Annotated in this window: 10 protein-coding genes and 1 rRNA gene; 10 read left to right on the forward strand and 1 reads right to left on the reverse strand. The window is 61.6% G+C overall.

All coding sequences use genetic code 11. The annotated features are described in order from the left end of the window. The 9 genes from WBQ77_RS08690 to WBQ77_RS08730 all read left to right on the forward strand — a co-directional run. A partial coding sequence (locus WBQ77_RS08690) for a putative PEP-binding protein (RefSeq protein WP_424059834.1) occupies positions 1 to 483 on the forward strand: 483 nt, incomplete at its 5' end. A 231-nt stretch (positions 484 to 714) separates the two neighbouring features. After that, a complete protein-coding gene (locus WBQ77_RS08695; RefSeq protein ID WP_424059836.1) occupies positions 715 to 1836 on the forward strand; it encodes a helix-turn-helix domain-containing protein in 1122 nt (373 codons plus the stop codon). 22 nt (positions 1837 to 1858) lie between these two features. After that, positions 1859 to 2950: a peptide chain release factor 1 gene (gene prfA, locus WBQ77_RS08700; RefSeq protein ID WP_424043187.1), complete on the forward strand. Its 1092-nt coding sequence runs from the start codon at positions 1859 to 1861 to the stop codon at positions 2948 to 2950. Beyond that, positions 2947 to 3813, forward strand: a complete 867-nt coding sequence (prmC, locus tag WBQ77_RS08705; RefSeq protein WP_424043189.1) for a peptide chain release factor N(5)-glutamine methyltransferase — start codon at positions 2947 to 2949, stop codon at positions 3811 to 3813. Before prfA ends, prmC begins: the two co-directional genes overlap by 4 nt. 430 nt (positions 3814 to 4243) lie before the next feature. After that, complete coding sequence (locus tag WBQ77_RS08710; protein WP_424059838.1) at positions 4244 to 4861, forward strand: DUF4167 domain-containing protein; 618 nt, start codon at positions 4244 to 4246, stop codon at positions 4859 to 4861. Between the two features lie 74 nt (positions 4862 to 4935). After that, positions 4936 to 5097, forward strand: a complete 162-nt coding sequence (locus WBQ77_RS08715; protein ID WP_424043193.1) for a hypothetical protein — start codon at positions 4936 to 4938, stop codon at positions 5095 to 5097. Between the two features lie 280 nt (positions 5098 to 5377). Next, a complete protein-coding gene (gene clpB, locus WBQ77_RS08720; RefSeq protein WP_424043195.1) occupies positions 5378 to 7978 on the forward strand; it encodes an ATP-dependent chaperone ClpB in 2601 nt (866 codons plus the stop codon). A gap of 30 nt (positions 7979 to 8008) precedes the next feature. Next, the gene (locus WBQ77_RS08725; RefSeq protein ID WP_424059840.1) at positions 8009 to 8179 is read left to right on the forward strand and encodes a methionyl-tRNA formyltransferase; all 171 of its coding nucleotides are present in this window, start codon (positions 8009 to 8011) and stop codon (positions 8177 to 8179) included. Positions 8180 to 8268: 89 nt separating this feature from the next. Further along, positions 8269 to 8643: a very short patch repair endonuclease gene (locus WBQ77_RS08730; RefSeq protein ID WP_424043199.1), complete on the forward strand. Its 375-nt coding sequence runs from the start codon at positions 8269 to 8271 to the stop codon at positions 8641 to 8643. Positions 8644 to 8741: 98 nt separating this feature from the next. Here the strand turns inward: WBQ77_RS08730 and WBQ77_RS08735 are convergent, their stop codons facing one another. Further along, positions 8742 to 10580 carry a peptidoglycan DD-metalloendopeptidase family protein gene (locus WBQ77_RS08735; RefSeq protein WP_424043201.1) on the reverse strand — a complete coding sequence of 613 codons (1839 nt, stop codon included), beginning with the start codon at positions 10578 to 10580 and terminating at the stop codon, positions 8742 to 8744. A 1035-nt stretch (positions 10581 to 11615) separates the two neighbouring features. Between WBQ77_RS08735 and WBQ77_RS08740 the strand changes: the two genes are divergently transcribed. After that, positions 11616 to 11822, forward strand: a 16S ribosomal RNA gene (locus WBQ77_RS08740); the annotation flags it as partial.

Consider the following 11822-nt stretch of genomic DNA (forward strand, 5'->3'; position numbering starts at 1 on the left):
CATGGCCGCCCGGAGCCCGCGACGCTGATGGTCGGTGCCATGGTCGAGGTGCCGGCGCTCTTGTGGCAGCTCGATCACCTGCTGCCCATGACGGACTTCGTCTCAGTCGGGTCGAACGACCTTATCCAGTTCCTGTTTGCGGCCGATCGGGGTAACGAACGCGTGTCGGGGCGGTTCGATTCGCTCAATCCGGCGGCGTTGAGGGCCCTGCGGCATATCGTGCGGGAGGCGGACCGTCTCGAAACGCCGCTCACACTTTGTGGCGAGATGGCCGGCAAGCCCCTCGAGGCCATGGCGCTGCTCGGACTTGGATTCCGTTCTATTTCCATGGCGCCGGCCTCGGTCGGGCCGGTCAAAGCCATGGTGCTTTCGCTGGACGCGAACAGTCTGGCCACCAAGCTCGAAGATTTGCTCGATAGCCGGACGACCTCTTTGCGTGAACAATTGAAGCAATTCGCCGCCGAAACAGGGGTCCAGATTTAGGCGGGCCCACGTTTCCGGCGGTTGGCGGGCGTTTAGCGTCTCGAGCGCCGGCCTGCCAACGCCCGCAAACTCTCGAAGGCTTGCAAAGTCTTGGCCATTGGGCTTGTGTAAGCTGGCTATCGGGGGGACTGTCCGGGCTTTGGGGATTCGCGGCTGCGACAGCAGCTATTGGGTAGGCTCCTCGGCTGAGGTCGGGGCGGCCGAGGCTATGCACTCACGGGATTGGAAGTAATGTCTGCCGGCTATGACGCGGAAGTGGCCGATCTTTTTCGGGACCTCAGAGCCGCGAGCAATCTGACCGAGGCGGACTTGGCCGCGCGCATTGCGACGCCGGTCGAGGTCGTGCAGGCGCTTGAGCAGGGTGCTCTATACGCCCTGCCGCCATGGCCCGAGACTTGCCGGGTAGTCAGCGCCTATGGCACGATTCTAAATCTCGACACCCGCCCGTTGCTCCGCCGCATCTACGCGCAGTTGGAAGCCGGCGTCGTCGAGCTCGGGCCCAAGCCAGTTCAGGACGTCCCGGTGATGGTTCCGGCGGCAGGCACCCCGGCCACCGCACCAGCGCCAGTGGTACCGCAAGCAACACCACAAGGCCAGGCCTTCCCGCAGGCCCCTGCTGGATGGTCGGACGGTGCGCCGCAGCCGAAAGCAGCCCCTCAAGCCGCTCCGCAGGCGCCTGCTTGGCCGAACGGGCAGGCGGGCGTGCCGCAAGCCGCACAGCCGCAAGCGCAACAACCTCAAGCGCCGCAGCCCCAAGTTCCGCAGCCGCAAGCTCCGCAGCCGCCACAAGCCATGCCCGCCCAAGCGCCGATGCCGCAGCCGCAGGGCGCTCCACCGGCTTGGCCTGATGCGGCACCTGAAGCACGGCAAGGGGGGGCTAAACTGTTCGATGCCGCCTGGCCGGGCGGTGCGCCGGCAGGGCACGCCCCGCCGCCGCAACTGGCAGCTCCCCAGCTTCAGGCGGACTCGAGTTTTCCGGGCGCGAGCGTCCCCGGTACTGGTGTCCCAGGCGAGCCGCAGCCTTATCCGCAGCAGGGCTATGCGCCCGACCCCAACGCCATGCTCGAGATGGATTTGGCCGGCGCGGACATTCCGTTGGACGATGCCAGTTTTCCCGGTGAGGCCGAACTCGAGATCCTCGACGAGCCGGAAGCGAAGTCTTCCAGGTCGCCGCTTCTCAAATGGGGCATTGTCGGCCTGCTTGCAGTCGTGGTGCTGCTTGGCCTATGGATGGCGCTCGGCGGTTCTTCGGGCGATAACGGACTTTCGTCGGGTTTCAACACGTCGGACCCGGTTCTCGATCCCGACGACCCGCGCAGCCGCAAGGCCGACCGGCTGCCCAGCAAATTCTAATTTCTGATTCTCAAGTAAAACCATGACCACGATTCCCGCCGAGAAGCTCGACAAGCTCGTTGCCCGTTGGCAAGCCATCCAAGGCGAGCTCGCCTCCGGCGCCGATGCGGAGAGCTACGCTCAGCTCTCGAAAGAGTTCTCGGATCTGAATCCGATCGTGGAGATCATCAACGCTCTGCGCCAGGCGCAAGAGGAATATGCGGGTTTGCAGGAAATTCTCGAGGACCGCGACGCCGACGCGGACATGAAGCTTTTGGCCGAAGAAGAAGTCGGCGGCCTTGGGAGCAAAATCGAGGACTTCGGGCATCAGCTAAAAATTCAGCTACTGCCGAAGGATGACGCGGACGATAAGAGCGCGATCCTAGAAGTGCGTGCGGGCACGGGCGGTGACGAGGCGGCACTGTTCGCGGGCGACCTCTATCGCATGTATCAGCGCTTCGCGGACCGGCATGGCTGGAAGGTCAATGTCATGTCCGCGAGCGAGGGCGCGACGGGTGGGTACAAGGAAATCATCGCCAATGTTACCGGCAAGGGCGTGTTCGCGCGGATGAAATACGAGTCCGGTGTACATCGCGTTCAGCGCGTGCCGGAGACCGAGGCACAAGGGCGTATCCATACCTCAGCGGCGACTGTGGCGGTGTTGCCGGAGGCCGAAGACGTTGATGTCCAGATCGACGAAAAAGATCTGCGAGTCGATGTGTTCCGCGCCAGCGGTCCGGGCGGACAGTCGGTCAACACGACCGATAGCGCCGTGCGCATCACCCATCTTCCCTCGGGGCTCGTTGTGATCCAGCAGGATGAGAAGTCTCAGCACAAGAACCGCGCCAAGGCCATGAAGGTTCTGCGCGCCCGCCTCTACGACCTCGAGCGCGAGAAGCTTGATGCGGAGCGCGCGCAGGACCGGCGCAGTCAGATCGGATCGGGCGACAGGTCGCAGCGCATCCGCACGTACAACTTTCCGCAAGGCCGCGTCACAGACCATCGCATCGGCCTCACCACGCATCAGCTTCATATGGTGCTGGAGGGCGAGACGGCGCTGGATGAAGTCGTCGATGCTCTGACGACGGAGGATCAGGCGAGCCAGCTTGCGGCGATGGAGGATGGCGAGGCGTGAGCCCAAGCCTTCAGTCCGCGCAGGCTCTTGCCGCCAAGACTTTGCGGCACGGCGGCATTGAAATGGCAGCGCTCGATGCGCGCGCGCTTCTGAAAACCGCGACGGGCTTGTCGTTCGAGGCCTTGATCACGAACGGCCGTGAGCCGATTGGCCCGCGCTGCGAGCGGCGCTTCCAAGACTATATCGAGCGGCGGCTCTCAGGCGAGCCCGTCTCCCGTATTCGCGGGACGCGCGAGTTTTATGGACGAGATTTCCGGATCGATCCCCACACGCTCGACCCCCGGCCCGATACGGAGACGTTGATTGTCGCAGCTCTGGATCTTGTGGGCCGCGAGAACTTGTTGGGGCACGCTCTGCGCCTCTTGGATTTGGGGACGGGTTCAGGGTGCATTCTCGTCACGCTTCTTGCTGAATTGCCTGAGGCAACGGGGGTCGGCGTCGATCGTTGCCCCGGCGCACTGCGTGTTGCCCGAGACAACGCGCTGGCCTTGGGCGTTGCGGATCGAGCGCGGTTCGTGGCCGCCAATTGGTTCGAGGGGCTGGCCGGCCGCTACGATATCGTCGTCTCCAACCCGCCTTATATCGCAAGCGCTGAGATCGATGGGCTCGCGCCTGAGGTAGCCCGGCACGATCCGCGGACAGCGCTCGATGGCGGTGCGGACGGGCTCGATGCCTATCGGCGGATCGCGGACGGCGCGGCGCGGTTTCTTGACCCAGGAGGGTCGTTGCTTGTGGAGGTCGGCTGCACCCAGATGCGGGCCGTAACAGAGATTTTTCGCAAGGAGCGTCTTTTGGTCGCTGACAACGGAGTCCAGACGGATCTCGGGGGACATCCCCGCTGTATCTGCGCCAAGTCTTCGTAAACCAACGGGCCCGCAAGCTCTAGGAGGCCCAAAAATATGCTTGGAATATCTGGATGTTCAGGCTAGGTTCTAACCGAGAAATCAGACTATATGGCGAGCCAAAGCAGGGATTAGGCGTCGCTGGTTGCATAGCAACAATGCGGATTTCCTTTCAGAACCTCGATTGACAGGCGCATGCGCCTCTTGGGCCGTTCGGGAACCGTAGAATCGCAAAATAGATTTGGTTGGCTGGCGCTAACTCAAGAAGCACTTTGCTTCGCGCCCGGGACCGACTGAGACAAGGCAGCAAGAAAAAGAACCGCTGAGAAAATTAGCAAGGCCGAGCCGGCTTTTCGGGCGCTTCGCATGCTCGGATTGGGCTTGGTCCATGACCACAGATCAGGGAGTGATGAGTGCGGCCTGTCGGCCGCCAATCAGGTGAAAAAGGCTTATGAGGCAAGGACAACAGAATCGCAGGGGTCGCGGCCGCAGCCGCAAGCCCCAGAATCCACTGGCACGGAACTACGAGTCGAACGGACCCGATGTGAAAATCCGGGGAACCGCAGCGCACGTTGCCGAGAAATACATGTCGCTCGCTCGCGATGCGCTGTCTTCGGGCGATACCATCGCGGCGGAGAGCTATCTCCAGCACGCCGAGCATTACAACCGCATCATCATGGCGGCCCATTCGCAGGCCGCCGGGCCTCAGGCCGGAGAACAGCCGCAAGGTCAGCAGCAGGCCAATGGCGGCGCTGGCCGCGGCCGGCAGAATGCGGACGAGGACGCCGAAACTGACTCCGAAGGAACGGCAGAGGCTGCTTCCGGCGAGGCCGGATCTGATGCGGCCGAGGCGCCGTCCGAAGGTCGCGGTCGCGGTCGTGGCCGGCAGCGTCGCAATAATGGGTCCCACGCAGCCACGGAGGCCCAGGCGACCGGCGAGACCCAGGCAGCCGGCGAGGCCCACGCCACCACGGAAGCCATTGGCGCAGCGGAGGCCAATAGCGCCGAGCAGCCGGTTGAGGTGGGCGCCGCGGAAGAGACCGAAGGTGCCTCTGGTACTGTCAGCTAGGCCGTTCCGTCTTCTCGCACACCCGGAGAACGGGTAGGGCGTGGTCTCCGCGTGATCTCAGCCGAGAGGCGAGCATGTCCTACACGCCTGTGCCCGATGCGCCGAATGCCAAGCCCGTTTCGACGTGGCGGAAGGTTCTGGCTGCCATCTTCGATTTCATCACGATCTTTTTCGCTGGCGGCTACGCGGTCGGTTATCTCACCGGCAGCTTGACCCCGGACGGATTTGAGCTTTAGGGCGGGTCGGCTTTGCTTCTCTTCGCCGTGATCGTCGCGTATAACGTCGTGTTCTCAAAATATCTCGGCGGTACCCTTTGGCAGCGTACCTTGAAGGCGCGATAGCACCGCCGTTTGTGTTTTTTTGTTCCGGCTCAAGGCCAAGGCCCTTTTTCTGAGGAAAATGGCTCGCTATATGTCCGTTAACATGCCGCTGGTATGACCCACCCTCAGCGGTGCATGCGACCCATGCAACATTTCCGGCCTGCCCTCATTTCTGGCCACCTCAAGAGGGAAACACATGGATTTCGAGAAACTCTCCGACCGCTTGAAGGGGTTTTTGCAGGCCGCGCAGACGATTGCGCTGCGCGACGGCAACCCGCAGGTCACCCCCGAGCATTTCCTCAAAGCGCTTCTGGACGATGAGCAAGGGCTCGCGTCCGGGCTGATTTCCCGCGCTGGCGGCGATGCCAAGATCGCGCTGGCCCGCACCGATGCGGCGCTCGCCAAATTGCCTAAAGTTTCCGGCGCCGGTGCCCAGGCACCGCAGATGACGCCGGCGCTTGGCCGCGCGGTCGATCAGGCCGAGCAGATTGCCACCAAGGCTGGCGACAGCTTCGTCACCGTGGAGCGCGCGCTCCAGGCGCTCGCCATGTCGGACGAGGGCGAGACCGCCGCCGTACTCAAGGAAGCGGGAACCACGCCTCAGAGCCTGAACGAGGCGATCAACGATTTGCGTAAGGGCCGCACAGCCGACTCGGCGGGTGCCGAGCAGCAATACGATGCGCTGAAGAAATATACGCGCGACCTCACCGAGGCCGCCGAGAAGGGCGAGATGGATCCCGTCATCGGCCGCGACGAGGAGATCCGACGCACCATTCAGGTTCTGTCGCGCCGCACGAAGAACAACCCCGTGCTGATCGGCGAGCCGGGCGTCGGCAAGACGGCCATTGTCGAAGGATTGGCGCAACGCATCGTCAAGGGGGATGTGCCGGAGAGCCTGAAGGACAAGAAGGTGCTGTCGCTTGACATGGGCGCGCTGATCGCGGGCGCCAAATATCGTGGCGAATTCGAGGAGCGGCTGAAGGCCCTCCTGTCCGAGGTTGAGGCCGCAGAGGGCCAGATTGTTCTCTTCATCGACGAGATGCATACGCTTGTCGGCGCAGGCAAGGCCGACGGCGCCATGGACGCCTCCAACCTGCTCAAGCCGGCGCTCGCGCGCGGCGAACTCCATTGCGTCGGCGCCACCACGCTCGAGGAGTACCGCAAGCACGTGGAGAAAGACGCGGCTCTTGCGCGGCGTTTCCAACCCGTGTTCGTGGGCGAGCCAACCGTGGAGGATACGATCTCGATCCTCCGTGGCCTGAAGGAAAAATACGAGCTGCATCACGGCGTGCGCATTTCCGATGCGGCGCTCGTGTCCGCGGCCACATTGTCCAATCGCTACATCTCCGACCGGTTCCTGCCCGACAAGGCGATAGACCTTGTGGACGAGGCTTCCTCGCGTCTGCGCATGCAGGTGGACTCCAAGCCCGAGGAGCTGGACGAAATGGACCGGCGCCTCATGCAGCTCAAGATCGAGCGCGAGGCCCTGAAGAAGGAAACCGACAGCGCCTCGAAGGACCGCCTGGAGCGGCTTGAGAAGGAGATCGCCAACCTGGAGGAGAGCGCCAATGTTCTCACCCAGCGCTGGCAGGAAGACAAAGACAAGCTCGCCGGCGCCCAGAAGATCAAGGAAGATTTGGACGCGGCCCGCATTGCCCTCGACAAGGCGCAGCGGGCAGGCGATCTGGCGAAAGCAGGCGAGCTAGCCTATGGCGTGATCCCCGATCTCGAAGCCAAGCTGAAAGAGCAGGAAGAGACGGAGTCCTCATCCGGCGCGCTGGCCCATGAAGTGGTCGAGCCAGACATGATTGCCGCCGTGGTCTCGCGCTGGACCGGCATTCCCGTCGACAAGATGCTCGAAGGGGAGCGCGAGAAGCTTCTCGCTATGGAGACGGAAATTGCGCGCCGCGTCGTCGGCCAGGAAGAGGCGGTGAAGGCCGTGTCTACCGCCGTGCGCCGCAGCCGCGCCGGGCTTCAGGACCCGAACCGGCCGCTGGGCTCGTTCATGTTCTTAGGGCCCACGGGTGTCGGCAAGACGGAGCTGTCGCGCGCGCTCGCCGAGTTCCTGTTCGACGACGAACACGCGATCCTGCGCGTCGACATGTCCGAATATATGGAGAAGCACGCGGTGGCCCGGCTCATCGGCGCGCCGCCCGGCTATGTGGGCTATGAGGAAGGTGGGGCGCTGACCGAAGCCGTCCGCCGTCGTCCTTACCAAGTGATCCTGTTCGACGAGATCGAGAAGGCGCACCCGGATGTCTTCAACGTCCTCCTGCAAGTGCTGGACGATGGCCGCCTGACGGACGGGCAAGGGCGCACAGTCGATTTCCGCAATGCGCTGATCATCATGACCTCCAATCTCGGTTCCGAATTTTTGGTCAACCAGGCGGAGGGTGAGGATTCGGAAGCCGTCGAGGAACAGGTCATGGAAGTCGTACGCGGACATTTCCGGCCCGAGTTCCTGAACCGCGTGGACGAGATCATCCTGTTCCACCGTCTGCGCCGCGAGCATATGTCGACCATCGTCGACATCCAGATGAAGCGCCTGCAAAAGCTCCTGACAGATCGCAAGATTGCGCTGACATTGGACGAGGGGGCCAAGACCTGGCTCGGCAACAAGGGCTATGACCCGGCCTACGGCGCGCGCCCTCTCAAGCGCGTGATCCAGAAATATGTGCAGGACCCGATGGCCGAGATGATCCTTCAAGGCAAGGTCCGCGACGGCGCGACGGTGGAAGTCTCCGTCCGCGACGGCGAACTCACGTTTAATGGTGAGACAGCGAAGGAAGCGGCTTAGGGCGCTGGAGAGTAGAGCTATGGCGCTGATATGAGGTCCTTCACCCGGAAGCACATGGAGCGCCGGTCGCTCCACGATGAAATCGAAGCGAGTTACTCCGTGTTCGAGTGGGACGGTGGCGTCCTCCTACAGATCGACAGCTACGGAAGCGATACGCGGGGAATGCTTGGCAAGAAGAGCCAGACGATCCAATTTGATTAAGAAGGCGCTGAGAGGCTGTTTCGGATACTGAAGCGCGAATTTCATCTCGAGTTAGCCGGGCGCCTCCAGATTCCTCCGAATCGCTTGGCTTGCTATCAATCGATCTGGATACGCTTAGCCCGAGTCAACGAAGCAAGCAGCTGGGACGCGTTCGGGGCAAGAACATCAAGCCTGAACGTGTCGTTCGCCGGATGCTGCATGCGCTTGGCTATCGATACCGGCTCTACAGGCAAGATTTGCCGGGGAACCCCGACCTCGTCTCTGGACCATGCAAGAAGGTTATCTTCGTGCACGGTTGCTCTTGGCACCAGCACTCAGACCTCAATTGTCTGGATGGGCGTGCGCCCAAGTCCAACACGTCTTTCTGGGGTCCAAAGCTACGGAGAAATGAGGCGCGGGATCAGCAAGTACATAGCCGCGCCACGCAGCGCCGGATGGGATGTGTTCGTTTTTTGGGAGTGTGACACAAAGAGCCGAGAAGCGCTTGAGGCTCGGCTGACAAGCTTTCTGGACGGCCGGTAGCCTAGGTCCATCTCGCGAAGCGCGTTGCTGAACGTTGGCTCTATTGAACCTGGGCCTGGGCGACGCGGTTGGTGACCGGGTCTAGTTCCATCAGGGCATCGATCCGGCGGCGTTCTTTGTGGAAGGCGGCGAGGTTGCGGCCTTCAAGTTTGAGGCCGCGGGGCACGGCGATGGTCATCGGGTTGACGAACTTGTTGTTGACCAGAACTTCGTAGTGAAGATGGGGCCCGGTGGAGCGGCCTGTCGAGCCCACATAGCCGATGATCTGGCCTTGCTTGACGCGGGCGCCTGGCTTGGATCCGGAGGCGAAGCGAGTCATGTGCCCGTAGGCGGTGGCGAAGCCGTTGGCGTGGCGGATGCGGATGTAATTGCCATAGCCGCCATGTCGCTCGGCCATTTCGATCTTGCCGTCGCCGGCGGCCAGGATCGGCGTTCCGCGCGGCGCGGCCCAGTCGACACCCGTATGCATGCGGATGCGGCGGAGTAGGGGATGGCGGCGATTGCCGAAGCCGGACGTAAAGCGGCCGCCCTTTACAGGGTTGCGCATCAAGAACTTCTTCGCGCTGGAGCCGTTGTCGTCATAGAAGTCGATCGTGTTGTCCGGGGTGCGGAAGCGATAGAATTTGCGCGTCTCGCCGGCAACCGTCATCGAAGTGTAGAGCAGTTCGCCGGCCTGATCGCCGCTGGTGCCTTCGCCGTCGAAGAAGATTTCGAACGTATCGCCCGACCGAACCTTCTGCTTGAAGTCCACATCGTAGGAATGGACGCGCAGCAGCTTGAGGATGACATCCGGCGGCAGCTTCTGGTCGAGGGCGGATTTGTAGAAGCTCTGATAGAGCGAGGCGCGGTTGGAAGCGGTCACCACCACTTCGTCGACCGGCGCGACGGTGGATGCAAGATAGTCGCCGTCGCGGTTACGCGCCGTGGTCACGATATGCTCGCCGTCCGTATCGAAAATGCTGATGCGCACCGGCTCCTTTACGTCCGAGTCCGCCAGGGACTCGACGAGCCGGAAGTCGATCTTCTGCTTTGGCTTCAGATCCTCAGGGCCGAACACGGCGTCGAGGCTGTCGATCAGCTCCGTGGCGAGCTCTTTGCTGGCGCCAACTTTGAGCATCAGGCCCAGAAACGTATCGCTCTTGCCGACCGTTATGACCTTGGTCTGCGCATTGGCGACCTGGCTCTCCTGGAAGATTTCGTCTTCGTCCGCCACCTTCTCGATAACGGTGGTGTTGGGCATGAAACGCGGACGCTCCACTTCGCCGGGACTGTAGGAGGCGAGCTGCAGCGTAGCTTTGCCTTGCCCCTCGCCGAAGGCAAGGGGCGATTCAGCATAGGCAAAATTCTCGGCCGCGCGCATGACCAAGCCATCGACCTGCTCCGGATCAAGCTCGATATCGTCGGTCGCCGGCAGGAGACCGCCGGGCACGTCGACCATATTCACCTGCAAGGACAGGGATGGGTCGACGGCATCGGTGCCGCCGCCGATGGGCGTCGAGTCGGAATAGAGCTTGAAGGGATTGAAGGTGGGGAGGCGGGTGGCGTTTTCGGGCTTGTCAGTGGAAAGGCCCGCGATAATGCGGAGATAGGGCTTGATGGTGATGAATTCGCGGTCGCCCTGGTGTTGTACGATCGTGTCGTGAATGACTTGGCGGCTGGCGAAGCCCGCGGAGGTCATCTGGATGCGGTCTTGTTTTTGGCCGCTGGCGCTCTGGGCATCTTGGGCGAGACGGGCGCCGCGGATGGGCTGGAGCGCTGCGAGGGAGGCCCGCTTGATGGAATTCACCATCCCCGAACCGTCCTCCATGTTCATGGAGGCGTAAATGGCGACGCCGATCAAACAGACGCCGACCATGCCTGCAAGGCAGGTGCTGGCCATCCATTTGAGGCGGTGGCCAGGGCCCTCGTGGCCCAATTCACAGAGGTATACCGGCGGTAGCTCACGTTTGATTTTGGCGGCTGGAATTTCACCGAGAAAAATGGTCGGAAGCCCACGAGGCGTCGACGGCACAAGTGCCTGGCCCAGCTTACGGCGCGCGAATCCCCCACGGCGCTCAAACAATGCGCGATCCCCCCGTTTACTGGCTGCGACCACACGCAACGAAAAGCGCGATGCCCGATTTCCCTCAGGTGACCAACAGCCGAAGCGGTCTATGTTTCCTCTCAGCGAGGCCAGATTTTGCGCCGACGGGTTTTCCCTCGATCCCCCAGCTTTCCTGATCTCATCCGGCCGTGAAAAACCGGCCGAGGTTGCCCTCTCTATATGATAAGATGGAAGCTAAATAGATCCTGGCTAATCCCCCTCGGCGCTTCATCATATTCATACTACTGAAGTATGGTTACCACGCCGTTAACAATTAAAAGACTGACGCCTTATTCGGGCAGGAATGTGGCTAATACGCCCCAGTTGGGTGGCAATCGTGAAAAGCCCGCCGAATTCGATTTTCTTCCACAAATCGGCTTTTCGCCATTGACACTCACCCGGGCAGACCCTAAATAACGACGAAGCGCGGGTTGCTCCCACCTCCGGCGGGACGATACGCGACCGCGCTACCCACTGACAGTTACAGGGGTATTCCTCCGGGTCCTTTTTGATCCGGGTCGGGCCTTTGCTGTCGTTGACTCTCAGGGGAGCTTTTGGTTCCATTGGGGGTTCGGAAGTGTGGCTTCGGCTGCTCGTCCACCGGCTCTTTGACATTGTAATATGAAGAAAGGGAAACGCGGACGGCGGAGTCCTTGCGAGTCGGTTCCTCTTAGGGCCGACGACGAGACTCTGACGATCTTGCGTTTTCAAGAAGCCAATAGGCGTGTTGCATGTCACCTTTGGTGATGTGGTTTCATGCTTGTTGGGAACTCGTCAAAACGTAAGCGATCATCCGGAAATTCCATCCGGATAAGTTCAGAATCGAATTCTCAATCTAAGAGTTTGATCCTGGCTCAGAACGAACGCTGGCGGCAGGCCTAACACATGCAAGTCGAACGAGAAGCTACCTTCGGGTAGTGGATAGTGGCAGACGGGTGAGTAACGCGTGGGAACGTGCCTTTCGGTTCGGAATAACTCAGGGAAACTTGGGCTAATACCGGATACGCCCTTCGGGGGAAAGATTTATCGCCGAAAGAT

Origin of the sequence: Methyloceanibacter sp. (genome assembly GCF_049590335.1) — a bacterium.
Classification (GTDB): Bacteria; Pseudomonadota; Alphaproteobacteria; order Rhizobiales; family Methyloligellaceae; genus Methyloceanibacter.

Bases quoted from the DNA above. Each gene is read 5' to 3' on its own strand.
- WBQ77_RS08695 (WP_424059836.1), top strand. From the start codon at position 715: ATGTCTGCCGGCTATGACGCGGAAGTGGCCGATCTTTTTCGGGACCTC.
- prfA (WP_424043187.1), top strand. From the start codon at position 1,859: ATGACCACGATTCCCGCCGAGAAGCTCGACAAGCTCGTTGCCCGTTGG.
- WBQ77_RS08710 (WP_424059838.1), top strand. From the start codon at position 4,244: ATGAGGCAAGGACAACAGAATCGCAGGGGTCGCGGCCGCAGCCGCAAG.
- WBQ77_RS08715 (WP_424043193.1), top strand. From the start codon at position 4,936: ATGTCCTACACGCCTGTGCCCGATGCGCCGAATGCCAAGCCCGTTTCG.
- clpB (WP_424043195.1), top strand. From the start codon at position 5,378: ATGGATTTCGAGAAACTCTCCGACCGCTTGAAGGGGTTTTTGCAGGCC.
- WBQ77_RS08725 (WP_424059840.1), top strand. From the start codon at position 8,009: ATGAGGTCCTTCACCCGGAAGCACATGGAGCGCCGGTCGCTCCACGAT.
- WBQ77_RS08735 (WP_424043201.1), bottom strand. From the start codon at position 10,580: ATGGCCAGCACCTGCCTTGCAGGCATGGTCGGCGTCTGTTTGATCGGC.